This window comes from Cryobacterium sp. Y50 (assembly GCF_002929805.1).
Taxonomy (GTDB): Bacteria; Actinomycetota; Actinomycetes; order Actinomycetales; family Microbacteriaceae; genus Cryobacterium.
This window is the reverse complement of the sequence record NZ_PJJM01000102.1, coordinates 1-23,528: the sequence shown is the minus strand read 5'-3', so window position 1 is coordinate 23,528 and position 23,528 is coordinate 1. Positions and strand designations below refer to the sequence as shown.

The 23,528-nt window shown below is 63.5% G+C and carries 23 protein-coding genes; 21 read left to right on the top strand and 2 right to left on the bottom strand.

Features of this window, described 5'->3' with window-relative positions:
* The first annotated feature begins 3 nt into the window (after window positions 1–3).
* The 12 genes from rplT to CXY73_RS17250 all read left to right on the top strand — a co-directional run bounded on the left by rplT (window position 4) and on the right by CXY73_RS17250 (window position 13,367).
* Window positions 4–396, top strand: coding sequence for a 50S ribosomal protein L20 (gene rplT / locus CXY73_RS17305; RefSeq protein ID WP_092449848.1), 393 nt, complete (start codon window positions 4–6; stop codon window positions 394–396).
* Between the two features lie 125 nt (window positions 397–521).
* Window positions 522–1,322: an RNA methyltransferase gene (locus tag CXY73_RS17300; RefSeq protein WP_104178441.1), complete on the top strand. Its 801-nt coding sequence runs from the start codon at window positions 522–524 to the stop codon at window positions 1,320–1,322.
* A 263-nt stretch (window positions 1,323–1,585) separates the two neighbouring features.
* Window positions 1,586–2,374, top strand: coding sequence for an amino acid ABC transporter ATP-binding protein (locus tag CXY73_RS17295; protein ID WP_104178440.1), 789 nt, complete (start codon window positions 1,586–1,588; stop codon window positions 2,372–2,374).
* Window positions 2,375–2,425: 51 nt separating this feature from the next.
* Window positions 2,426–3,298, top strand: a complete 873-nt coding sequence (locus CXY73_RS17290; RefSeq protein WP_104139495.1) for a glutamate ABC transporter substrate-binding protein — start codon at window positions 2,426–2,428, stop codon at window positions 3,296–3,298.
* A 143-nt stretch (window positions 3,299–3,441) separates the two neighbouring features.
* Complete coding sequence (locus CXY73_RS17285) at window positions 3,442–4,089, top strand: amino acid ABC transporter permease (RefSeq protein WP_104139492.1); 648 nt, start codon at window positions 3,442–3,444, stop codon at window positions 4,087–4,089.
* Complete coding sequence (locus CXY73_RS17280) at window positions 4,086–5,000, top strand: amino acid ABC transporter permease (RefSeq protein ID WP_104139489.1); 915 nt, start codon at window positions 4,086–4,088, stop codon at window positions 4,998–5,000. The genes CXY73_RS17285 and CXY73_RS17280 overlap by 4 nt, the downstream gene beginning before the upstream one ends.
* A gap of 20 nt (window positions 5,001–5,020) precedes the next feature.
* The gene (gene pheS, locus CXY73_RS17275; RefSeq protein ID WP_104139482.1) at window positions 5,021–6,079 is read left to right on the top strand and encodes a phenylalanine--tRNA ligase subunit alpha; all 1,059 of its coding nucleotides are present in this window, start codon (window positions 5,021–5,023) and stop codon (window positions 6,077–6,079) included.
* A complete protein-coding gene (gene pheT, locus CXY73_RS17270) occupies window positions 6,079–8,742 on the top strand; it encodes a phenylalanine--tRNA ligase subunit beta (RefSeq protein WP_104178439.1) in 2,664 nt (887 codons plus the stop codon). Before pheS ends, pheT begins: the two co-directional genes overlap by 1 nt.
* A gap of 224 nt (window positions 8,743–8,966) precedes the next feature.
* Window positions 8,967–10,085 (top strand): N-acetyl-gamma-glutamyl-phosphate reductase, encoded by a 1,119-nt coding sequence (locus CXY73_RS17265; RefSeq protein WP_104178438.1) that lies wholly within the window; start codon window positions 8,967–8,969, stop codon window positions 10,083–10,085.
* Window positions 10,082–11,263 carry a bifunctional glutamate N-acetyltransferase/amino-acid acetyltransferase ArgJ gene (gene argJ, locus CXY73_RS17260; RefSeq protein WP_104178437.1) on the top strand — a complete coding sequence of 394 codons (1,182 nt, stop codon included), beginning with the start codon at window positions 10,082–10,084 and terminating at the stop codon, window positions 11,261–11,263. Before CXY73_RS17265 ends, argJ begins: the two co-directional genes overlap by 4 nt.
* 2 nt (window positions 11,264–11,265) lie before the next feature.
* The gene (gene argB, locus CXY73_RS17255; protein WP_104178436.1) at window positions 11,266–12,180 is read left to right on the top strand and encodes an acetylglutamate kinase; all 915 of its coding nucleotides are present in this window, start codon (window positions 11,266–11,268) and stop codon (window positions 12,178–12,180) included.
* Window positions 12,177–13,367: an acetylornithine transaminase gene (locus CXY73_RS17250; protein ID WP_104178435.1), complete on the top strand. Its 1,191-nt coding sequence runs from the start codon at window positions 12,177–12,179 to the stop codon at window positions 13,365–13,367. The genes argB and CXY73_RS17250 overlap by 4 nt, the downstream gene beginning before the upstream one ends.
* A 78-nt stretch (window positions 13,368–13,445) precedes the next feature.
* On the opposite strand, the gene CXY73_RS17245 is transcribed toward CXY73_RS17250, so the two are convergent.
* Window positions 13,446–14,072 carry a TetR/AcrR family transcriptional regulator gene (locus tag CXY73_RS17245; RefSeq protein ID WP_104178434.1) on the bottom strand — a complete coding sequence of 209 codons (627 nt, stop codon included), beginning with the start codon at window positions 14,070–14,072 and terminating at the stop codon, window positions 13,446–13,448.
* Window positions 14,073–14,148: 76 nt separating this feature from the next.
* Here CXY73_RS17245 and CXY73_RS22995 point away from each other — a divergent pair, with 76 nt between their 5' ends.
* From CXY73_RS22995 to CXY73_RS17215, 7 genes are all read left to right on the top strand, one after another.
* Entirely contained in the window at window positions 14,149–14,400 is a 252-nt protein-coding gene (locus tag CXY73_RS22995) for a hypothetical protein (RefSeq protein WP_233198438.1), read from the top strand.
* On the top strand, window positions 14,346–14,828 hold the full coding sequence (locus CXY73_RS17240; RefSeq protein ID WP_233198435.1) for an MFS transporter: 483 nt from the start codon (window positions 14,346–14,348) through the stop codon (window positions 14,826–14,828). Before CXY73_RS22995 ends, CXY73_RS17240 begins: the two co-directional genes overlap by 55 nt.
* An 89-nt stretch (window positions 14,829–14,917) precedes the next feature.
* The gene (locus CXY73_RS17235) at window positions 14,918–16,558 is read left to right on the top strand and encodes an AMP-binding protein (RefSeq protein WP_104178433.1); all 1,641 of its coding nucleotides are present in this window, start codon (window positions 14,918–14,920) and stop codon (window positions 16,556–16,558) included.
* 217 nt (window positions 16,559–16,775) lie between these two features.
* Window positions 16,776–17,705 (top strand): ornithine carbamoyltransferase, encoded by a 930-nt coding sequence (gene argF, locus CXY73_RS17230; RefSeq protein ID WP_104178509.1) that lies wholly within the window; start codon window positions 16,776–16,778, stop codon window positions 17,703–17,705.
* Between the two features lie 183 nt (window positions 17,706–17,888).
* Window positions 17,889–19,088 (top strand): argininosuccinate synthase, encoded by a 1,200-nt coding sequence (locus tag CXY73_RS17225; protein WP_104178432.1) that lies wholly within the window; start codon window positions 17,889–17,891, stop codon window positions 19,086–19,088.
* 7 nt (window positions 19,089–19,095) lie between these two features.
* Window positions 19,096–20,532, top strand: coding sequence for an argininosuccinate lyase (gene argH / locus CXY73_RS17220; RefSeq protein WP_104178431.1), 1,437 nt, complete (start codon window positions 19,096–19,098; stop codon window positions 20,530–20,532).
* A gap of 2 nt (window positions 20,533–20,534) precedes the next feature.
* Window positions 20,535–20,747 (top strand): hypothetical protein, encoded by a 213-nt coding sequence (locus CXY73_RS17215; protein WP_104139452.1) that lies wholly within the window; start codon window positions 20,535–20,537, stop codon window positions 20,745–20,747.
* Between the two features lie 49 nt (window positions 20,748–20,796).
* Here the strand turns inward: CXY73_RS17215 and CXY73_RS21660 are convergent, their stop codons facing one another.
* Window positions 20,797–21,303, bottom strand: a complete 507-nt coding sequence (locus tag CXY73_RS21660; protein WP_146071806.1) for a hypothetical protein — start codon at window positions 21,301–21,303, stop codon at window positions 20,797–20,799.
* A 114-nt stretch (window positions 21,304–21,417) separates the two neighbouring features.
* On the opposite strand from CXY73_RS21660, the gene tyrS reads away from it, so the two are divergent.
* Together tyrS and CXY73_RS17200 are read left to right on the top strand one after the other, a co-directional pair.
* Entirely contained in the window at window positions 21,418–22,719 is a 1,302-nt protein-coding gene (gene tyrS, locus CXY73_RS17205) for a tyrosine--tRNA ligase (RefSeq protein ID WP_104139446.1), read from the top strand.
* A 60-nt stretch (window positions 22,720–22,779) separates the two neighbouring features.
* Window positions 22,780–23,319, top strand: a complete 540-nt coding sequence (locus CXY73_RS17200; protein WP_104178430.1) for a GNAT family N-acetyltransferase — start codon at window positions 22,780–22,782, stop codon at window positions 23,317–23,319.
* Window positions 23,320–23,528: the final 209 nt, after the last annotated feature.

Genomic DNA, 23,528 nt, shown 5'->3' with positions numbered 1-23,528 from the left:
AAAATGGCAAGAGTAAAGAGGGCCGTCAACGCCCACAAGAGTCGCCGCGTTATTCTCGAACGCGCCAAGGGCTACCGCGGTCAGCGTTCACGCCTGGTCACCAAGGCGAAGGAGCAGCTCACTCACTCCTTCACCTATAGCTACCGTGACCGTCGTGCACGCAAGGGTGACTTCCGTCGCCTGTGGATTCAGCGGATCAACGCTGCATCGCGCGCGAATGGCCTGACCTACAACCGTCTGATCCAGGGCCTCGGCCTGGCTGGTATCGAGGTTGACCGTCGTATCCTCGCCGACCTGGCCGTCAACGAGGCAGCGACGTTTGCCGCCCTCGTTGAGAGCGCCAAGGCAGCCCTTCCCGCCGACACGTCGGCACCGAAGGTCGCCGTCAAGGCGTAATGCTCTACCTCGATTGACCACCACCGGCTGCCTCCTGGGCGTGAACGTGGTGAATCGGTCAGAGTTCCACAGCGAGGAGCGGGCGACCTGGTAGCCCGCTCCTTTTCTGCAAGTAAACTTGCCACATGCTTGATAACCCACGTTCACCGCGCGTCCGTGCCGTCGCAAAACTTTCCAAGCGCGACGCACGCCTCGAGTCCGGCCTTTTTCTCCTCGAAGGCCCACAGGCCGTCTCAGAAGCCCTCACCTTTCGCCCAGAGCTCGTCGTGGAGCTGTTCGCCACGCCCACCGCGCTCGACCGCTACACCGACCTGGCCCAGAAAGCTGTAGACGCCCAGGTCGAGGTGGAGTTCGTCTCCGAAGAGGTACTCGAGGCCATGGCCGATACGGTCACCCCGCAGGGCTTCGTGGCTGTCTGCCACCAGTTCCCCACCTCGGTGAAGAAGATCTTCAACGCCAAACCCAAGCTCGTCGCCATTCTCGAAGAGGTGCGCGACCCTGGCAACGCTGGCACCATCATCCGGGCAGCGGATGCCGCCGGCGCGGACGCCGTCATCCTCACCGGTCGCAGCGTTGACCTATACAATCCCAAGGTCATCCGTTCCTCGACCGGCTCCATTTTCCACCTCCCCGTCGCCGTAGCGGCCGATCTCTCCGACGTGCTCGACCGCGCCCGTTCCGCCGGTCTGCAGCTGTTCGCAGCCGACATCAAGGGTTCCAACCTGCTTTCCGCCCGCAATGAAGGGCTGCTCGTTGCTCCGACGGTATGGTTGTTCGGCAACGAAGCTCGCGGCCTGAGCGACGAAGACCTCGCCCGGGTCGACCGCAGCATTAGCGTGCCGATCTACGGCGAAGCCGAGTCGATGAACCTGGCGACCGCGGCATCAGTTTGCCTGTACGAAAGTGCATTCGCCCAGCGCGCCTGACCTGCCCTTCCGCACAAAAACCCGATGCCCGGACAGCTCCGTCCGGGCATCCGGCATGCCAGGGGCGAGTGTGCTCGGGCCTGGCCGAGCCGACCCTTTTTCTGCGGCGGCCGAGCCGCTGAACGGGCCGGCTGGTGCCCGGTCGGAGACCGCCGGCTGACCGACTACATAGCACAGACAACGGAGGCCTGGACTGTTACAAATGCGTTACTGTCCGGGAATTTGGCACCCCTCATCTGATGATCTGTTCTAAGTTGGGGGGTATGGAGCCAATAGATTCGTCCCCGGCCACCTCGAATATCACCGTTCGTCGGGGCGAACCGCTAGTCGTCGTCAAGGACATCAACAAGCACTACGGAGAACTGCACGTTCTCAAGAACATCAACGCCGTGGTCAACCGCGGCGAGGTGGTCGTCGTGATTGGACCGAGTGGGTCGGGAAAATCGACGCTCTGCCGGGCCATCAACCGCCTCGAGACCATCGATGACGGCGTCATCACCATCGATGGCGTCAAGTTGCCGGAAGAGGGCAAAACCCTGGCCCACCTCCGTGCGGACGTCGGCATGGTCTTTCAGGCCTTCAACCTGTTTGCGCACAAGACCGTGCTTGAAAATGTGACCCTCGGTCCGATCAAGGTGCGCGGCCTCAAAAAAGCAGACGCCGAGAAGAAGGCGATGGCACTGCTCGACCGTGTCGGAGTAGCCAACCAGGTGCAGAAGATGCCCGCACAGTTATCCGGTGGCCAGCAACAGCGCGTCGCCATTGCGCGTGCCCTGGCAATGGATCCGAAGGTCATCCTTCTCGACGAGCCGACCAGTGCCCTCGACCCGGAGATGATCAATGAGGTGCTCGAGGTCATGGTCGACCTCGCCAACGACGGTATGACCATGATCGTCGTGACGCACGAGATGGGCTTCGCCCGCAAGGCCGCAGACCGCGTCATCTTCATGGCGGAGGGCGAGATCGTGGAGGAGACCACGCCCCAGGAATTCTTCACCAACCCCCAAAGCACGAGAGCGAAAGACTTCCTCTCCAAAATACTTGCCCACTAATCGGTGGACAGGGTTTACACAGCAGCAGTACCAGCAATCAGGAGAAAAACCATGAGACTCAAAAAAGGTCTAGTGATTTCGGCCGTTGCGATCGCAAGTGCGCTCGTGCTCAGTGGCTGCGCGGACTCGGGTGCCCCCACCGGCGACGCCGCCCCCGTGGAGACGGCGGTGTCGTTCCCCGAGGGAAGCACCATGGCCCGCCTGGCCGACGCCGGTTCCATCAAGATTGGAACCAAGTTCGACCAGCCGCTGTTCGGCCTGCTCGGCCCCAATGGCGATCCAGTCGGCTTTGACGTTGAGATGGGAAAGCTCATCGCAGCAAAGCTCGGCATTCCGGCATCGGGCATCAATTGGAGCGAGGCGGTGTCTGCCAACCGCGAGCCGTTCATTGAGAACGGCCAGGTCGACCTCGTGATCGCGACCTACACGATCAACGACGCCCGCAAGGAGGTCGTGTCCTTCGCTGGACCGTACTACTCCGCCGGGCAGGACCTGCTCGTACTCGCGGGCAACCCGGACAACATCACCGGTCCGGAGGACCTTGCCGGCAAGAAGGTGTGTACCGTGAGCGGTTCCACGTCGGAGAAGAACATCGCCGAGTACACGACGGACATCATTGCCTCGGATACTTACTCCAACTGCCTCGGTCCGCTGCGCAGCGGTGAAGTCGCCGCAGTGACCACCGACAACGTGATCCTGGCTGGTCTGGCTGACCAGAACGCCGGTCAGTTCGAGGTCGTCAACAACGCATTCACCGAAGAGCCCTACGGCATCGGCCTCGCGCATGACGACACCGAATTCCGTACGTTCATCAACGACGTGCTCGAGAAAGCGTATGAGGATGGTAGCTGGGTCTCGGCTTGGGAATCCACCGCAGGCACCGTGCTCGACACCCCCACCCCGCCAGCCGTCGACCGCTACTAGGTCGACCCCTGCTAATCGCTAGCTAGCTCGCGCTAACCAGCATTGAGCCGTGGCGATCCGCCCAGGGGCGGGTCGCCACGGTGACGAAATCAGCATGTTCCACGTATTGACAAACAGACAGACAAAAGACGAGGAGGTGAGTTGTGGACGCAGTCATCGACAACCTGCCGCTGTTCCTGGAAGGCTTCCGGAACACACTGGGCCTGCTCATCATCGCCGGCATCGGTGCATCCGTAATCGGCCTGATCGTCGCCGCCATGCGCATCTCACCGATTTCGTCATTTCGCGTGTTCGCAACCGCCTACACGGAACTGGTTCGCAATACCCCGCTGACGCTCGTACTGTTCTTTTGCGCCTACCTCCTGCCGCTGCTGGAGTTCAGCCCCGGATACTTCCAGCTGGCAGCCATCGGGCTCACGGTTTACACCTCGCCCTTCGTCGCCGAGGCACTTCGATCCGGCGTCAACGGCGTGCACGTGGGGCAAGCCGAAGCAGCACGCAGTGTGGGCCTCACCTTCGGGCAGACGCTCACCTTCGTGGTGATGCCCCAGGCCATCCGCATGGTGGTGCCACCACTGATCAATGTGCTCATCGCTCTTACCAAGAACACCTCTGTCGCCGGTGCGTTCTTCGTCTTCGAGCTGTTCGGTGCCGCCCGTAAAGTGACCAACGACCGCGGTGATGCCGTTATCCCTATCCTGCTTGCGGTCGCAGCGTTCTACCTGGTGATCACCATTCCTCTTGGCCTTATCGCTGGCAGGATCGAGAAGAAGGTGGCGGTGCTCCGATGAGTTCTGTACTGTACGACGCCCCCGGGCCGAAGTCCCGCGCGCGATCGCGTCTCATCTCCGTTCTCGGAACGATCGTCCTGGCCGGTGGTTTTCTCGCCCTGATCGTGTTGCTCGGCCTGCCCAAGATCAGCGCCAACGGGGCGGTGGAGCCTGGCTTGTGGGATATCAGTCGCTGGGACGTCTTCAACGACCTGCTGGTCTGGCGTACCCTCGGGTTCGGCGCGCTTGCGACCTTGCGTATGGCCGCGGTCGCCGCCGTCTTCGCGCTGGTGATCGGAGTGCTGTTCTCCTTTGGGCGTTTGTCGGCATCTGCTTGGATCCGGGTGCCCACCACTGTGCTGCTCGAATTCTTCCGCGGTATGCCCGTGCTGCTCATGATGCTTTTCATCCTGCTGGTGTTCGCGACCGGGTCGTTCTGGGCGGGTGTGGCCGCCCTGTCGGTGTATAATGGCGCCATCATCGGTGAGGCACTCCGCGCTGGGATCAACGCCCTGCCGCGCGGGCAGCGAGAGGCTGGGCTTGCCATCGGGCTGACCCCGGTGGCCACGCGGTTCCGCATCGAGTTCCCGCAGGCCTTTCGCCAGATGCTGCCGATCATCATCGCCCAGCTGGTGGTGTTGCTCAAGGACACGTCACTGGCCTTTATCGTGGGCTACAACGAACTGCTTCGGGCCGGGCTCAACCAGCTTGCCAACTTCTTCGGCGAACAGTACAAGTTCTCGTTTTTCTTCATTGTGCTCGCTATCTATCTGACCATGAACCTTTCACTGTCCTGGCTGGCACGCAGAATTGCCAAGCGCACCGGGCCGCAGGCGGGCAGCGTCACCGACGAGGACTCGACACCTCCGGCTGACCCTGACCGGGTCGACCCGCAAGCGCTGGGTGCTCGGAGCAAAAGCCAGACCTTCTAAGGCGGGTAAACTCAGGGACTGTGTCTGATTCCGCTGGTCCCATCGACCCACCCGCCATTACCGAAGAGGCAGTGAACGCCGCGGTTGACGCGGCATTAGCCGCCATCGCCGTCGCCACAACGACCGCCGCGCTCAAGCTTGTGCGCAGCGAGCATGCGGGGGAGTCGTCGCCATTGTCGAAGCTCAACGCGCTGATGCGCAGCGTGCCCGGAAACCAGAAGGCTGCCGTTGGAAAGCTTGTCGGCCAGGCCCGCGGCACCGTCACTAAGGCGTTGACCGCCCGCGAAGACGAGATCGGCATGGCTGAAGCGGCCGCCCGGCTCCTCGCCGAAACGGTGGATGTGACAGCTGCGGCATCCGCTTGGAAAGCCGGGGCGCGGCATCCGATTTCGCTGCTCAGCGAACGAGCCGCCGACGTGTTCGTGGCCATGGGCTGGGAAGTGGCCGAGGGGCCAGAGCTCGAGAGCGAATGGTTCAACTTCGACGGGCTCAACTTCGACGAAGACCACCCCGCCCGGGCCATGCAAGACACCGTCTTCGTCGAACCGACGGACGCCCATCTTGTCCTGCGCACGCAAACCTCGCCCGTGCAACTGCGCGCATTGCTGAGCCGGGAATTGCCGGTCTATGTGGTTGCGCCCGGACGGGTGTTTCGTACCGACGAACTCGATGCCACGCACACGCCCGTGTTCCACCAGATCGAGGGCATTGCCATCGACAAGGGCCTCACCATGGCCAACCTGCGCGGCACGCTCGATCACTTCGTGCAGGCCCTGTTTGGTCCAGAAGCAAAGGTGCGTCTGCGCCCTAATTACTTTCCGTTCACCGAACCCAGTGCGGAGCTCGATGTCTGGCACCCCACCTTCAAGGAAGGTGCACGCTGGATCGAGTGGGGCGGCTGCGGCATGGTGCATGCCAACGTGCTGCGCGCCGCCGGAATCGATCCCGAGGTCTATTCTGGGTTCGCGTTCGGGGTCGGCGTTGAGCGCGCACTGATGTTTAGAAATGACGTAAAGGACATGCACGACATGGTCGAAGGCGATATTCGGTTCAGCCAGCAGTATGGGATGACGGTCTAATGCGGGTACCACTGTCCTGGCTCGGCGAATTCGTCGACCTCGCCTCCGGTACCACGCCGGAAGACGTGCATGCGGCGCTCGTGAGTGTCGGCCTCGAAGAGGAAGACATCCACCGATTCGAGGTCTCCGGCCCGATCGTGGTCGGCGAGGTCCTCGAATTCGTCGGCGAAGAGCAGACCAACGGCAAGACCATCAACTGGTGCCAGGTGCGCGTAGCGCCCGACGGCGAACTCGCTGCCGACGGCGGCCCGGCCATCCACGGCATCATCTGCGGCGCACACAACTTCGCCGTCGGCGACAAGGTCGTCGTGACCCTGCCCGGCGCTTCGCTGCCCGGTCCGTTTCCAATCGCGGCCCGAAAGACCTATGGCCACGTCTCCGACGGCATGATCGCCTCGGCTCGTGAGCTCGGTCTCGGCGACGAGCACGACGGAATTCTGCTGCTCTCTTCGCTCGGCATTGACGCTCCGGTGGGAACGGATGCGATCCCGTTGCTCGGCCTGGATGACAGCGCCGTCGAGATCAACGTCACCCCCGACCGTGGCTACGCTTTCTCTATTCGTGGCGTCGCCCGCGAATATTCGCATGCCACCGGAGTGCCGTTTCGCGACCCTGCGCTCGCCCTGACGGTCGTGGCGCCGGTCACCCGCTTTCCGGTCACGATCGACGACCAGGCTCCGATTCGGGACCGTGCCGGAGCGAGCGTGTTCGTGACTCGCGTTGTGCGCGGAGTTGACCCGACCCGGCCGACTCCGGCCTGGATGATCGCGCGGCTGGGACTGGTCGGTATCCGCTCGATCTCGCTGGTCGTCGACGTGACCAACTATGTGATGTTTGAGCTCGGCCAGCCGTTGCATGGCTACGATCTCGACAAACTGCAGGGCGGTATCATCGTGCGGCGCGCGACCGCTGGTGAGAAGTTAACCACGCTCGACGCGGTCTCCCGCACGCTCAGTGTCGAGGACCTGCTGATCACCGACGAATCCGGACCTATAGGTTTGGCCGGCGTGATGGGCGGGGCGAACACCGAGATCAGCAAGACGACCGTCAACGTGCTGGTCGAGGCCGCGAACTTCGACCCGGTGTCGATCGGACGCTCGGCCCGCCGCCACAAGCTGCCGAGCGAGGCGAGCAAACGGTTTGAACGCGGCGTCGACCCGCGTGTGGCCGCTGTCGCTGCCGCCCGCGTCGTGCAGCTGCTCGTGGACCTCGCGGGGGGAGTCGCCGACGATCTCGGTTCGGTCTACGATGAGGCTCTGGTGCCACAGCCGATTCTGCTGCCGACCGGGTTCGTATCGGGCCTGATCGGCCTCGCCTACACCGGCGACGAAGTGCGCGATGCCCTGGTCGACGTCGGTGCTTCGCTGGCCGAAGTTGACGGCGACCTGCAGGTCACCCCGCCGAGCTGGCGCCCTGACCTCACCGATAAGTGGACCCTTGCCGAGGAGGTCGCCCGTATCGTCGGCTACGACCGCATCCCCTCGGTGCTGCCCGTTGCACCGCCCGGCCGCGGCCTGACCCGTACGCAGACTTTGCGCCGCACTGTCGCACACACCCTGGCGGCCACCGGTCACACCGAGGTGCTGACCTACCCGTTCGTCTCCGAGCGGGCCAACAATCTGTTCGGCGTGGCCGTTTCATCGGCTGTTTCAGCTGGTGAAGCGGATGCTGGCGCCGGTGTTGCCGACGCGGGTGCGGCATCCGCTACCCCGGTTTCGGTTCCGGTTTCTGTGGTGCAGGTGAAGGTCGCGAACCCGCTCGACGGTGAGGCGCCGTTCCTGCGCACGTCCATGTTGCCGGGCATGTTACAGATCGCACATCGAAACCGTTCACGCGGACTGGTTGACGTCGCCATTTATGAGCAGGGTCCGGTGTTTCGGCCCGAGGCTGGAGTGAGCTACGGCACGGCCGTGCTCCCGGCCGGGGCGCAGCGCCCGAGCGCCGAGGCCGAGGCGGCGCTGAACGCGGGAATTGTGCCGCAACCGCTCCTGGTCGGAGTCGTTCTTGTTGGCAACGACGTGCGGCACCAGCCGGGCCTCCCCGCGGTTGCCGCGGGTTGGCAGTCAGCGTTGGCCGCCGTGCAGCAGGTGGCGCTGGCTACCGGCGTGCGCATCGAGGTTCGCCAGGGGCGGCACCCGGCGATGCACCCGGGCCGTACTGCGGAACTGTTCGTGACCGTGCCGACCGCGGTCGCAGCGGCTTCGACCGATTCGGCGTCGACGGTGGCAGGCTTAACCGTGTCGGTCGGGTTCGCCGGAGAGCTGCTCCCGGCGGTTGCCGACGACTACGACCTGCCCGCTGTCGTTGCCGTCGCGGAGATCAACCTCGCGCTCGTCTTCGCGCAGGCCGACGGCGATCTTTCGGTCACGCCGATCCGTACGATGCCCGCCGCCACGCAGGATCTCTCGCTCGTCGTTTCGGCTTCCGTGCCGGCTGCCGACCTGCGTTCGGCCGTCGCGGAGGGTGCCGGCGATCTGCTCGAGAGCATCGAGCTCGTCGACGACTATCGCGGTGCCGGGGTCGACCCTGGTCAGAAATCGCTCACGTTCGCGCTTCGTTTTCGCGGCGAGGAGCGTACGTTGACCGCCGCCGAGGCGAGCGCCGCCCGCCTGTCCGGTGTCGCGTTGGCCGCAGACCGCTTCGGAGCGGCCCTCCGCGAGTGAGGCTGGCCTGAAGCGGATGCCGCGGCCCGACCTTCGGGGTCGGCCCGCGGCATCCGCTCGTCGTGGCATGTGTTTGGGAAGTTGGCACTGGTTTGAACACGTGCTGGCTTCTCAAACGAGTGCCGCGAGCCATATCGGGAACGCGACGGCGAGTGGATGCCCCGCCCGTTACGCTGCGCGCCGCCGGGCAAACGGGGCTGCCGGGGCCGCGCTAGGTTTAACCCATGGTGTTTTCGGTGGCAGTGGCGGGCGCGAGCGGGTATGCGGGCGGCGAACTGCTGCGGCTGCTCGCCGGTCATCCTGAGTTCGAGGTGCGCACGGTTACCGCGCACAGCAACGCCGGGCAGCGCCTGATCGATGTGCAACCATCGCTGCGTTCTCTCGCGCGCCTGACCCTCGTCGACACGACGTCAAAGAATCTGAGCGGCCACGACGTGGTCTTCGTGGCCCTGCCGCACGGAAAATCCGGCGAGCTCACGGCGCACCTGCCCGCCGAGACCCTCGTCATCGACTGCGGAGCCGACCACCGCCTCGAAAATTCCGAAGACTGGGCCGCCTTCTACGGCGGCGACTACTTCGGCGCCTGGACCTACGGCGTACCCGAACTACCCACCGCCCACGGCAAGCAGCGCGACAAAATCGTCGGCGCTCGTCGAATCGCCGCTCCCGGCTGCAACGCCAGCACCGTCGCCCTCGCCCTGGCCCCCGGAATCCAGGCCGGCGTGATCGAAGCGCAGGACCTCGTCGCCGTGCTTGCTGTCGGCCCGAGCGGAGCCGGAAAGAGCCTCAAGCTTCCGAACCTCGCGGCCGAGATCCTCGGTTCGGCCAACCCCTACGCTGTCGGCGGCACCCATCGCCACATTCCCGAAATCGTGCAATCACTACGCTGGGCCGCCGCCGCTTCTGTTGATAGGACTGGCCGATTCGCCACCAGCGACGCGGCCGCAACGACGAGCCCCGCCGCCACTTCGGCGAAAGACGCCACCATCTCCTTCACCCCGGTGATCGTGCCGATGGCGCGCGGCATCCTCTCGACGGCGACCGCCCGCATCGTGCCGGGCACAAGCGCCGCCGCGGTGCGCGCCGCCTGGCAGAACGCCTACGCCGACGAACCGTTCGTGCACCTGCTGCCCGAAGGGCGCTTTCCGCGCACGGCTGACGTCCTCGGAGCCAACACCGCTCTGATTGGCCTGGCCATCGACGAAGCAGCCGGCCGAGTGGTCACGATCACCGCGATCGACAATCTGGTCAAGGGCACCGCCGGCGCTGCCATCCAATCCGCCAACATTGCCCTGGGCCTGACCGAAACGCTCGGTTTGACCCTGAATGGAGTTGCTCCGTGAGTGTCACCCTTCCCGCTGGTTTTGTTGCTGCCGGTGTCACCGCCGGCCTGAAAAAATCTGGCGGGCTCGACCTCGCCCTCGTGCAGAATCTCGGTCCGCTGCAAAACGCCGCGACGGTGTTCACGAGCAACCGCTGTCAGGCCAACCCCGTCATTTGGAGCACCCAGGTCATGAGCGACGGCCGCGTCAGCGCGATCGTTCTTAACTCCGGCGGCGCTAATTGTTACACCGGCAGTATCGGCTTTCAGACCACCCACGCCACGGCCGAAGCCGTCGCGACTCGCCTCGACATCTCGTCCGGCGACGTTCTGGTTTGCTCTACCGGATTGATCGGGGAACAGCTCGACCTCGACCTCGTCACCGCCGGCGTCTGGGACGCCACCCTCGCTATCAAAACGGATGCGGCCACTACGCCCGCCGCCGGCCTCCTGGCCGCGCAGGCGATCATGACCACCGACACTCGTCCGAAGCAAGCCTCACATACCTCGCCTCACGGCTGGAGCATCGGCGCCATGGCCAAAGGTGCCGGTATGCTCGCGCCGGGCCTGGCCACGATGCTCGTCGTCATCACTACCGACGCCGTGCTCGACTCGGCCGACCTCGACACAGCACTTCGCACGGCGACCCGGGTCACCTTCGACCGCCTCGATTCCGATGGCTGCATGTCGACCAACGACACAGTGAGCCTGCTCTGCTCCGGCGCGAGTGCCGTCCTCACCGACCACGTGGAATTCACCGCAGCGCTCACCGACATCTGCCGCGACCTGGTCCTGCAGCTGCAGGGTGACGCCGAGGGCGCCGCGCATGACGTGGCGATCACGGTCACCAACGCGGTCTCCGACGATGAAGCCGTCATCGTGGCCCGCGCCGTCTCGCGCAGCAACCTGTTCAAATCAGCCATCTTCGGCAACGACCCGAACTGGGGCCGCGTGCTCGCCGCCGTCGGCACGGTACCGCTCAACGCCGCCGCCTTCGACCCGTACGGCATTGACGTCGCCATCAATGGTGTTCAGGTGTGCACAGCAGGGGAGCCCGACCAACCGCGCGAACTCGTCGACCTCTCGGGCCGAGCCGTCACCGTGCTGATCGACCTGCACGCGGGCAGTGAAACGGCCACGCTGTGGACCAACGATCTCACCCACGACTACGTCGAAGAGAACAGCGCGTACTCGAGCTGATCATGACCGAAACACCGAGAACTAGCGCCGACGAGACCAGCCAGGCCGAGGCATCCGTTAAAGCGGCGACGCTGATCGAAGCGCTGCCATGGCTCAAGTGCTTTCACGACCAGATCATCGTTGTGAAGTTCGGTGGCAACGCCATGGTGAGCGAAGAGCTTCAGCGTGCGTTCGCCGAAGACATGGTCTACCTGCGCTACGCCGGTATCCGCCCGGTCGTCGTGCACGGCGGCGGCCCGCAGATCTCGGCCATGTTGGCGCGTCTCGGCATCGAGAGTGAATTTCGCGGCGGCTACCGGGTGACGACGCCCGAAGCGATGGACGTGGTGCGCATGGTGCTCACCGGCCAGATCAACCGTGACCTGGTCAGCCACATCAACCAGCATGGCCCGCTCGCCGCCGGACTCAGCGGCGAAGACGCCGGCCTGTTCCGTGGAAGACGCCGTGGCGTGGACATCGACGGCGAAGAGGTCGACCTCGGATTGGTCGGCGACGTCATCGGCGTCGACCCCGAAGCGGTGCTCGCGCAGCTCGCGGCCGGCCGCATTCCGGTGGTCTCGTCGATCGCGCCCGATACGGATGTCCCGGGCCAATCCCTCAACGTCAACGCCGACGCTGCTGCTGCCGCGCTCGCGATCGCGCTCGGCGCGGCCAAGCTCGTGATTCTCACCGACGTTGCGGGGCTGTACCGAGACTGGCCGAACCGGGATTCGCTGGTGTCGATCATCGACGTCACTGAGCTGCGAGACCTGCTGCCTGCGCTGGAATCGGGCATGATTCCCAAAATGACGGCCTGCCTCGACGCCGTTGACGGCGGCGTCGCTAAAGCCGCGATCATCGACGGGCGAGTGCCGCACTCGATCCTGCTTGAAATTTTTACTGGAAGCGGCATCGGCACGGAGGTAGTACCCGCATGAGTTTGTCCGCAGAAAAACCCTGGCAGAACCGGTTCGCCGACGCGATGATGCGCACTTTCAGCCCTCCGCTGGCGATGCTCGTGCGCGGTGAGGGCTGCTACGTCTGGGACGAGAAGGGCACGAAGTATCTCGACTTTTTGGCCGGCATCGCTGTGAACTCGCTCGGCCACGCGCACCCCGAGGTCGTCGCGGCCGTGACCAGGCAGATCGGCACGATCAGCCACGTCTCCAACTATTTCGCAACCCCGCCGCAGATTGATCTGGCCGAACGTCTCAAGCGCATCACCGGCGCCGGCGAGACGGGCCGGGTTTACTTCTGCAATTCCGGTGCCGAGGCCAACGAGGCCGCGTTCAAACTGGCCCGCCTCAACAATAAAGGCCACCGCACCCGCATTGTTTCGCTACACGATTCCTTCCATGGCCGTACCATGGGAGCCCTCGCACTCTCTGGCAAACCGCACATGCGCGAGGCCTTCGAACCGGTGCCCGGCGGTGTCGAACACATCGACAGCACGATCAAGGCGCTCGAAGCGACCATCGACAACACCGTTGCTGCACTATTTCTTGAACCGGTCAAGGGCGAGGCCGGCGTCATCGATCTGCCAGATGGTTATCTGAAGCGTGCGCGCGAACTGTGCACCGAGCACGGCGTGCTGCTCATCCTCGATGAAATCCAGACCGGCGTCGCCCGCACCGGCGCCTGGTTCGCTTATAACCACGCTGATATTCTTCCGGATGCCGTCACCATGGCCAAGGGAATGGGCGGCGGCGTTCCTATTGGCGCGCTCGTCACCTTCGGCTGGGCCTCCGAGCTGTTCAGTCGGGGCCAGCACGGCTCGACGTTCGCCGGCAACCCGCTCGTGACCGCGACCGCCAACGCCGTACTCGGCGTGATCGAACGCGACGATCTCGCCGCCAACGCCGCCCGCCGCGGCCACCAACTGCGCGAGATTATTCTCGGCTTTCACTCGTCATTGATCGAAGAGGTGCGCGGACGTGGCCTGCTACTCGGCGTCGGCCTGACCGAACCGGTGGCGTTGAAGCTGGGCGCGGCCGCGCTCGCCCAGGGCCTCATCGTTAACGCCGCCAACGAGACCAGCATTCGCATTGCGCCGCCGCTGATCGTGGGCGACGCCGAACTCGCCGACTTCCAAGCGCGGTTCGGGCGTGCCTTGGCCAGCCTTTAGTCTCTGGCGGCCAGAAGTCGGGCGTTACCCGCTGATCGGCTGAGCGGCTCAGCTGCACCTGAAGTCGCTGACCGCGGGTCAAGGACTTGCGGGTGCAGCATTTTCGTCGGGGAGAATCGAATCGGTTTCAGCACCCACGATACGCAGCGCGAACCTCCCATAGTGCCGAGCCACGTCGATGTCGGATATTCCGCCGTCCTGGTGGAACCACGCTTTGGCGTTGTTGCCCATCTCGACCACGGCAAAGGCCGCCACGTACGGCACGTCAATGTTGAAACGAGTCTCTGCGCAGCCCAGCTCGATAATCTCGAGGATGCGCCCGGTATAACTGCGTCGTTTATCGATCACACGGGTTCGATTCGGCTCGTCCAGGCAATAAATCTCGGCGCGACACACCGTCACATCGTCGGGATGACGCAGGGACTGCAGCACGAGAGACTCCGTAGCCCGAAACAGCCGCGTGCTCGCGTCGGCGACGCCGTTCAGAGTGTGATCCATGGCCTCGAGGGCGCGATCCATCGTCGTCATCATGATCTCCACCAGGATGTCCTGCTTGGACTGCACGTGGTTGTAGAGGCTCGGGGCCACGACCCCAAGCGCGTCGGCCAGGTCGCGCATCGACGTGCCATGATAGCCACGGTCGGCGAACAGGCTCGAAGCCGCTTGCAGCACCGCCGCGCGATTCAAGGTTCTTGACCGAGTCATAGTTCACGGTATACCGTAACGAATGAACATTCGTTAGTTTAGAGTGTCATTCCATTACAAAGAGGTAATGATTCTCATGACTCAAATTCTGCAAGCTCCCGCCACCTCGTGGCCGCTTCGGCGCGTCGCCGCATCCGTTCTCATCGGCACCACGATCGAGCGGTCCGACTTCATGCTGTACGGCTCCGCCGCAGCCTTGGTCTTTGGGGTGCTGTTCTTCCCACCCGCCGCCCCGGTCACCGGCACCCTGCTGGCGTTCTCTACCTTCGCGGTCTGCTCCCGACGTATGCGTCCATCGGTGCTTGGGCCCCGATTCTGCTGGTTCTGATGCGACTCATCCAGGGATTTAGTACCGGCAGCGAGTGGGGCGGCGCAGTGCTGACCGCCGGCGAATACGCACCGCCCAGTAAACGCGGTCTGTACTGGAGCCTGCCGCAGGTCGGCGTTCCGGCCGGGCTGCTGCTCGCCACGATCGCGATTCTTGGAGTGTCGCAACTTTCGAAAGATCAGTTCATGTCGTGGGAGTGGCGGGTCCCCTTTCTGATCAGCGTCGTCTTGGTGGCGATCGGCCTCTCCATCCGGCTCAAGCTCGAAAAGACTCTGTCTTTGGTGAACGTCAAAGCCACCAAGAGTGAGGCGAAGGTGCCGCTCCTGACCGCAATCACGACCTACCCGAAGCAGATATTGCTCACCACCGGATCGATGATCAGCACGGGCGCCTATCGCTGCATCGCCAACACGTACTCCAGCACCTAAGCCACCACGGCCGACGCAAGCTGATTCTGGTCGGCCGGTTCAAGTTTCTCGTAGCTGGAATGAAACCATCCGATTAAAGGAGATTGTGAATGCTGTCATACACCAACGCGCCATCGGATCAGCCGCTGCTGGAGTGCACGATCGGGACGCATTTCGAGCAGACCGTCGCCCGATTCCCGACGCGTGACGCGCTGATCGAGGTAGTCACCGGGCGAAAGTGGACGTACGCCGGTCTGAACGCGGCCGTGGACGCGCTCGCGCGGGGCCTCTTGGCGTTGGGGATCGCGCGCGGTGACCGGGTGGGAATCTGGTCACCCAACTGCGCCGAGTGGACCATTGTGCAATACGCCACCGCCAAGATCGGTGCGGTGCTGGTGAACGTGAATCCAGCCTTCCGGCTCGGCGAACTGGAATTCGTGGTCAACCAATGCGGCATGCGGATGCTCATCACCGCACCATCGGATCGGTACAGCGACTACACAGCCATGGCAAGGGAGGCCCTGCAGAGCTGCCCGGAGCTTCGAGAGCTCGTGTTCATCGACGGCGACGCCTGCCAGGAGAACGAGTACACCTACGACCAGGTGGTCGTGGCGGCCACGGACGTCGCCCCGGTCGCGCTCGCCGCCCGCATGGCCGACCTCGAGGCCGCCGACCCGATCAACCTGCAGTACACCTCCGGAACAACAGGCTTTCCCAAGGGTGCCACGCTCACACACCGTAATATTCTCAACAACGCCTTCTTCATCGGCGAAATGCTCAACTACACCGAACACGATCGCGTTGTGCTGCCGGTGCCGTTCTACCACTGCTTCGGCATGGTGATTGGTAACCTCAACATCTACTCGCACGGGGCCGCAGCCATTCTCCCGGGTCGCAGCTTCGCTCCGGCATCTACTCTGCAAGCCGTGCAAGAGCACCAGGGAACCTCGCTCTACGGTGTTCCCACCATGTTCATCGCCGAACTGGCGCTGCCAGGCTTTGCTGATTACGACCTCTCGACCCTGCGCACCGGGGTGATGGCCGGGACAAGCTGCCCGGCCGAGGTCATGAAGCGCGTCATCGAAGAAATGAACATGAAAGACGTCGCCATTTGCTACGGCATGACCGAGACATCCCCCGTGTCCACGATGACCCGTCAAGGGGACAACATCGAACGCAGAACCTCAACCGTAGGCCTGACGATGCCCCACCTCGAGAATAAGATCGTCGATCCGGACACCGGCGAAACGGTGAAGCGCGGCCAGATCGGTGAGCTCTGCACGCGCGGATACAGTGTTTTGCAAAGTTATTGGAACCAGCCCGAGATGACGGCCGAGGCGATTGACCAAGACGGCTGGATTCATACCGGGGATCTGGCCAGCATGGATCAGGACGGGTATGTCGCTGTCGAGGGCCGGATCAAGGACATGGTGATCCGCGGTGGGGAAAACATTTATCCACGGGAGGTCGAGGATTTCCTCTACCGGCACCCCTCCATCCAGGACGTGCAGGTGATCGGGGTGCCCGATGAGAAGTACGGCGAGGAACTGGTGGCCTGCATCATCCTCAAGCCCGGGGCCGCAGCACTTTCCGCCGATGACGTGGCGGAGTTCTGCCGCGGCAGTCTGGCGCACTTCAAGATCCCGCGCTTCACGAACGTGCGAGACAGCTTTCCCCTGACGGTTTCCGGCAAAATCCGAAAGATCGCCATGCGCGAGGAGGCCATCGCCAGAATGGGCCTGGGCACCTAACACTTGCCGGTCGAAGACGAGCTCAGCCCGATCCATCATCGGGTCGGACTGGGCACAGGTACCCAACCAGGTGACAAAAAATGACCTGACCAGTACTTTTCAAAGTTTGAACGCGCCTGACCTGAAAACTCCCGCTAGGGTGGATGAATCCCACTTTGCGCGAGTCCGACCCGTTTCGCATGCCGCGCAATACCGTCAATTCTTCGAAAGTGACACCGTGACCCGCCATTTCCTGCGCGACGACGACATCTCCCCGGCCGAACAGGCCGAGATTCTCGACCTGGCCCTGGAACTGAAGCGAGACCGATTCGCGGTGCGCCCGCTCGCCGGCCCGCAGACCGTCGCGGTCATTTTCGACAAGTCCTCAACACGCACCCGGGTGTCCTTCGCGGTCGGTATCGCCGACCTCGGCGGCAGCCCCCTCATCATCAGCACCGCGAACAGCCAGCTCGGTGGCAAGGAGACCGCCGCCGACACCGCTCGCGTGCTCGAACGCCAGGTCGCCGCGATCGTCTGGCGCACCTACGGCCAGGCCGGGCTCGAGGAGATGGCGCTTGGCACGACGGTGCCCGTCATCAACGCGCTCAGTGACGATTTTCACCCCTGCCAGCTGCTCGCCGACCTGCTCACCATCCGTGAACACCGCGGAGATTTGGCCGGCCAAACTCTCGCATTTCTCGGCGACGGCGCCTGCAACATGGGCCAGTCTTACCTGCTCGCCGGCGCCACCGCCGGCATGCACGTGCGCATCGCGTCCCCGGTCGGGTACACCCCCACCGATCAGGTCGTAGCGGATGCGACGGCCATCGCTGCCTGCACCGGCGGCTCGGTCGCCCTGTTCACTGACCCGCGCGAGGCCGTCACCGGTGTCGATGTGGTCATCACCGACACCTGGGTGTCGATGGGTAAGGAAGAGGAGAAGGCCACGCGACTCGGTGACCTCGGTGAGTACCGAGTCGATGCGGCTCTGTTGGCCCTGGCCAAGCCCGGCGCGCACTTCATGCACTGCCTGCCGGCCGACCGCGGCTACGAGGTGACCGCCGAGGTCATCGACGGCCCGCAGAGCATCATCTGGGATGAGGCGGAGAACCGCCTGCACGCCCAGAAGGCCCTACTGGTCTGGCTGCTCGCCCACAACGTGGCCTGACCGCCGCGCCCGTGCCCATCCGCTCTGGAGCCGGCGCGGCCCAGGCCCGGCAACGCGGCCCGCGATAGATCATGGGCCCGTTTTCCGGCCCCGGGCGCAGAAAGAGTATCGGTTCTCAGCGGGCGACAGGGGCCAGCGCCCCAGCACGTAAACTTTAGTCAGATCAAGATTTTAGGGAGAACCATGGCGGAACGCGTTGTACTCGCATACTCGGGCGGACTGGATACCTCGGTCGGTATCGGCTGGCTCAAAGATGCCACCGGTAAAGAGGTCGTAGCCCTCGCCGTCGACGTGGGGCAGGAGGGCGAAGACATGGACGTGATCCGTCAACGCGCCCTCGATTGCGGCGCTGTCGAATCCATCGTCATCGACGCCAAGGACGAGTTCGCGAACGACTACATCGTGCCGACGCTCAAGGCGAACGCTCTATACCAGAAGCGTTATCCGCTCGTTTCGGCCATCAGCCGTCCGCTGATCGCCAAGTACCTCGCCTCGACCGCCAAGGAACTCGGCGCGGACAGCGTCGCCCACGGCTGCACCGGCAAGGGCAACGACCAGGTTCGCTTCGAAGCGGCTGTCGCCGCCCTCGCTCCCGAACTGACCTCGCTCGCCCCGGTGCGCGACTTCGCGCTGACCCGGGACAAAGCCATCGAGTACGCCGCCAAGCACGACCTGCCCATCGTGCAATCCAAGAAGAGCCCGTACTCGGTCGACCAGAACGTCTGGGGTCGCGCCGTGGAAACTGGATTCCTCGAAGACCCGTGGAACGCACCGATCGAAGACCTCTATACCTACACGCAGGACCCGTCGGTTACCCGCGCCCCGACCGAGGTTGTCATCTCCTTCGAGCAGGGCGTGCCCGTCGCCATCGACGGCAAGAAAGTCACCCCGCTCCAGATGATCCAGCTCATGAACCGCCTCGCCGGCGATCAAGGTGTCGGCCGCATCGATATCGTCGAAGACCGCCTGATCGGCATCAAGAGCCGCGAGATCTATGAGGCTCCGGCCGGTATCGCCCTGATCGCCGCCCACGAAGAGCTCGAAAACATGACCCTCGAGCGCGACGTTGCCCGCTACAAGCGTGGCGTCGAGAGCAAATGGGCTGAGCTCGTCTACGACGGTCTCTGGTTCTCCGGTTTGAAGAAGAGCCTCGATGCGTTCATCGAGGACACGCAGAAGTACGTGACCGGCGACATCCGTTTGAAAATGCACGCTGGCAGTGCCGTCGTCACCGGCCGTTCGAGCACGACCAGCCTGTACGACTTCAACCTTGCCACTTACGACACCGGCGACTCCTTCGATCAGTCCATGGCCAAGGGCTTTATCGAGCTGTGGTCGCTGCCGAGCAAGGTCGCCGCACGACGCGACTCCGCCGCGAAGTAGGGCATCTGTGTCGAGTGAGAAGAATGCGAACCGCGCCGGCAAGGCGGGCGCCCTCTGGGGCGGCCGTTTCGCCGGGGGACCGTCGCCGGAATTGGCACGGCTGAGCAAGTCGACCCAGTTCGACTGGATGCTGGCCGAATACGACCTGCAGGGCAGCTGCGCGCACGCCAGGGCCCTCGCCGCAGCCGGATATCTCACCGACACCGAATTGACCCAGATGGTCGGCGCGCTCGAAGAACTCGAGCGCGCCGTCCTGGCCGGCGAATTTCAGCCGACCGAGGCCGATGAAGACGTGCACTCCGCCCTCGAGCGTGGCCTCATCGACATCATCGGCGTCGAAGTGGGCGGCAAACTTCGCGCCGGCCGCAGCCGCAATGACCAAGTCGCAACGCTCGTGCGCATGTGGCTGCGCGACCATGCCGCAGTCCTCGCCTCCCTCGTCATCGAACTGATCGATGCCCTCGCCACGCAGGCCGAAGTTCACGAAACCGCCATTATGCCCGGCCGCACGCACCTGCAGCACGCCCAGCCGGTGCTGCTCGCCCACCACTTGTTGGCGCACTGCTGGCCGCTGGTACGCGACCTCGACCGCTTCGTGGACTGGGGTCGGCGAGCGGATGCGTCCCCCTACGGTTCTGGCGCCCTCGCCGGCAACACCCTCGGTCTTGACGCGACGCGAGTGGCGACCGATCTGGGCTTCTCCGCCGTGGTGGAAAATTCCATCGACGGCACCGCGAGCCGTGACCTGGTCGCCGAATTTGCCTACATCACCGCGCAAATCGGCATCGATATGTCCCGCCTGGCCGAGGAGATCATTCTCTGGAACACCCGCGAATTCGGTTTCGTCACCCTCGACGACGCTTATTCCACCGGCTCGTCGATCATGCCGCAGAAGAAGAATCCCGACATCGCCGAGCTCGCCCGTGGCAAGTCCGGCCGAATGATCGGCAACCTTACCGGGCTGCTCACCACGCTCAAGGGCCTGCCACTCGCCTACAACCGCGACCTGCAGGAAGACAAAGAGCCGGTCTTCGACTCGATCCAGACCCTCGAAGTACTGCTGCCCGCCTTCACCGGTATGGTCGTGACCATGACTTTTCACACCGAGCGGATGGCCGAGCTCGCGCCGCAGGGGTTTTCCCTCGCAACGGATGTTGCGGAATGGCTGGTTAAACGCCACGTTTCGTTCCGCGATGCGCACGAAATCACCGGTTCGCTGGTGAAGTTCGCCGAAACGAACGGACTCGACCTGCACGAGGTCGACGACGAGGCGCTGCTGGCCATTTCGCCGCACCTTGTTCCTGAGGTGCGAGAGGTGCTCACCATTCGCGGATCGGTCGACAGCCGCGACGGCGTCGCCGGAACCGCCCCTGTGCGGGTCGCCGAGCAGCGCGCCCACCTGGTCAACCGGGTACGCGACCTGACGACAGCGCTCAGCCGGTAGCCGTGGCATTCGCGCCGGGCCTGCTGGAGAGTCAGGACGATGACCATGCCGCTGACGAGAACCGTGTGCCAGAAAACATCATGGTTGGTGAGGCTGCCGCTGATGTTCAACAGAAGGTGAAAGAGCACGCCGGGCAGGATGCTGCGCGTTATTGCGACCACGTAACCCCGCGCCTCGCCGCCCAGAGAGAATTCAGCGAAAACCAACCGGGTTGAAGCGCGAGTGCACGGCTCAGATACCGGTTGCTCGATTTCATTCTCAGATCTACTGTGGAAATCCCATCGCAACGACCGCGAAGCAAATGAGCGCCCACGAGATACTGGTGAGTGTTCCTAAGATCCTCATGGCGGGGACGTGATTGGACGATGAAGTGTATTGTCCGAGCGCTTTTATGCCCAGAAGTATCGCTGCCACTTCAGGAAGGCCGAGAAGGAGGGCCAAAACAAACCCAAATCGCTCGATCATTCCGATCCACACGGTGGCGGGAAGAGCCTCACCAGCCGGGGCAGGGTCCTTGCGCAGAGCGAGCTTCAAGGTTGCTTGAACTACCGGACCACCTCCCATAGTTGCTGATGCGATCGCTGAAATTGTGACCCACCAGCGAAGTTCCTGTTCAAACGGTGTACCCAAGGCAGCGACAGATAAACAACCGCCGAGGAGCGCGAGCACCGCAACACCACAGAGGGTTGCTGCCACCGAGCGGCGGCTGAATGTTCCAATGGTTCCAGCAACGCCAGCAGCGGTCAGAAGTACACAGGCGAGCAGGGTCACGATACTGACATTACTGGCTGAAAAGTAGGACAGGAGACAGAATAGGGGCGCGTTCTGGCTGCCTCCCTTCGGCCGCACCGTAGGTGGCTTGTTTCTGGCTGGTAATCTGAACGCGTGTCAGACCCAACCATCCTCGCCCAGCAGACCAATGACCCTTCCTTCGATTCCGTCTGGGAGGAGATCAAGTGGCGCGGCCTTGTACACGTCTCCACCGACGAGAGCGAGCTCAAAACGCTGCTCGATGGTGACCCGATCACCTATTACTGTGGATTCGATCCGACCGCGCCGAGCCTGCACCTGGGCAACCTCGTGCAGCTATTGCTGATGCGTCGCTTGCAACTGGCTGGACACCATCCGCTTGGACTGGTCGGCGGATCCACCGGACTCATCGGGGATCCGCGCCCGACCGCCGAGCGCACCCTGACCCCGACCGACACCGTCGCCGAATGGGTCGGCTACCTGCAGGCTCAGGTTTCGCGGTTCTTGAGCGCAGAGGGCGACAATGCCGTCACCCTGGTGAATAACCTGGACTGGACCGCACCGCTCAGCGCGATCGATTTTCTGCGCGAAATCGGAAAGTACTACCGCGTCGGTACGATGCTCAAGAAGGATGCCGTCAGCGCGCGCTTGAATTCTGATGCCGGCATCAGCTACACCGAATTCAGCTACCAGATTCTGCAGGGCCTTGACTACCTCGAACTGTTCCGCAGCTACGGCTGCGTGTTGCAGACCGGCGGCAGTGATCAGTGGGGCAATCTCACGAGCGGAACTGATCTCATCCGTCGGGCGGAAAACGGCAGCGTGCACGCGATCGGTACGCCGCTCATCACCAACAGCGACGGCACCAAATTCGGTAAGAGCGAGGGAAACGCGGTTTGGCTCGACCCGAACCTGACGAGCCCTTACGCCTTTTACCAATTCTGGCTGAACACCGACGATGCCGACGTGATCTTTCGGCTCAAGGTATTCACATTTCTGTCCCGCATCGAAATCGAGAGGTTCGCCGAGCTCGTCGAAAACGAACCGTTTCGTCGTGAGGCGCAACGCCGACTCGCCTTCGAGGTGACCAGTCTCGTGCACGGCCAGGCGGCGACGAATGCTGCCCTCCACGCTGCCGAGGCGCTGTTCGGCCAGGGCGACCTTGCCGAACTCGACCCCGATACCCTTGAGGCCGCGCTGCGCGAACTTCCGCACACGACGACGGCGCCGCACGCCACCGTGTTACAGTTGCTCGTCGACACGGAGTTGTCGAAGAGCCTCGGTGACGCGCGCCGCGCGGTACAGCAGGGCGGGGTCTACCTGAACAACGAGAAGGTCACGAGCGTTGACTTGACCATCGAAGGATCAGTGCTTCCCGGGGGAGTGGCTGTACTGCGCCGCGGCAAGAAGACCCTCGCCGGCATTTTCGTGGAGTAGCTTTCGCGAGGTGTGAGCTCGGTAGAGGGATCGGGCAGGTGCGAGTGGCAAAATGTCGAAGTGGACACTCTTCGAACCGAGCGCTTGCTGCTGCGCCCCTGGAGCCTCGATGACACCGGCTTTGTCTTCGGGCTGTACTCGTTGTGGTCTGTGCAGCAACACATCGGGCTGCATCCGCGGGTGATGACCGATCGCGCCGAAGCGATCGCGGTGATTACCCGGTGGCAGGGAATGGATCACCCCATTCACGCCATCAGAGCCGTAACGGATGCCGACACCGGCGAAATTTTCGGCAACCTGCTGCTCAAGTCGATTCCGGCATCGAGCCCGGTCACGCCGCTTGAACCGTCGGGGGATACCGAGATCGGCTGGCACTTTCACCCGAAAGCATGGCACCATGGCTACGCGACCGAGGCTGCATCCGCTGTACTAGCCGAAGGCTGGAAGACGGGACTCGACCGGGTGGTGGCCGTGACCACCCCGAGTAATCGCCCGTCACAGCGGGTCTGCCTGCGCATTGGTATGACGCATAAGGGGACAACCGACCAGTACTACAGCTCGGTGAGCGAGCTTTTCGTGACCGAGGCTCCGACGAACTAGCGCTCCCTGAGTGGATGCGGCACCCCACCCCATGCGCGTCGGCCTGGTAGCAGCGTCGTGTATGGGCTTGTCTGCGGAATGTTTCCATTTCGTTGATCGAGCTTGTCGAGATGGCCATCGGACCGGCATGGGGTGGTTTGCGGTCCTGGTTTTGTGGTTGGTTGGGGGGTGGTTTTGGTTTGGCGACACGCCCGGGTGGGGGGCGTTTT

Bases quoted from the DNA above. Each gene is read 5' to 3' on its own strand.
- rplT (WP_092449848.1), top strand. From the start codon at position 4: ATGGCAAGAGTAAAGAGGGCCGTCAACGCCCACAAGAGTCGCCGCGTT.
- CXY73_RS17300 (WP_104178441.1), top strand. From the start codon at position 522: ATGCTTGATAACCCACGTTCACCGCGCGTCCGTGCCGTCGCAAAACTT.
- CXY73_RS17295 (WP_104178440.1), top strand. From the start codon at position 1,586: ATGGAGCCAATAGATTCGTCCCCGGCCACCTCGAATATCACCGTTCGT.
- CXY73_RS17290 (WP_104139495.1), top strand. From the start codon at position 2,426: ATGAGACTCAAAAAAGGTCTAGTGATTTCGGCCGTTGCGATCGCAAGT.
- CXY73_RS17280 (WP_104139489.1), top strand. From the start codon at position 4,086: ATGAGTTCTGTACTGTACGACGCCCCCGGGCCGAAGTCCCGCGCGCGA.
- pheT (WP_104178439.1), top strand. From the start codon at position 6,079: ATGCGGGTACCACTGTCCTGGCTCGGCGAATTCGTCGACCTCGCCTCC.
- CXY73_RS17265 (WP_104178438.1), top strand. From the start codon at position 8,967: ATGGTGTTTTCGGTGGCAGTGGCGGGCGCGAGCGGGTATGCGGGCGGC.
- argB (WP_104178436.1), top strand. From the start codon at position 11,266: ATGACCGAAACACCGAGAACTAGCGCCGACGAGACCAGCCAGGCCGAG.
- CXY73_RS17250 (WP_104178435.1), top strand. From the start codon at position 12,177: ATGAGTTTGTCCGCAGAAAAACCCTGGCAGAACCGGTTCGCCGACGCG.
- CXY73_RS17245 (WP_104178434.1), bottom strand. From the start codon at position 14,072: ATGACTCGGTCAAGAACCTTGAATCGCGCGGCGGTGCTGCAAGCGGCT.
- CXY73_RS22995 (WP_233198438.1), top strand. From the start codon at position 14,149: ATGACTCAAATTCTGCAAGCTCCCGCCACCTCGTGGCCGCTTCGGCGC.
- CXY73_RS17235 (WP_104178433.1), top strand. From the start codon at position 14,918: ATGCTGTCATACACCAACGCGCCATCGGATCAGCCGCTGCTGGAGTGC.
- CXY73_RS17225 (WP_104178432.1), top strand. From the start codon at position 17,889: ATGGCGGAACGCGTTGTACTCGCATACTCGGGCGGACTGGATACCTCG.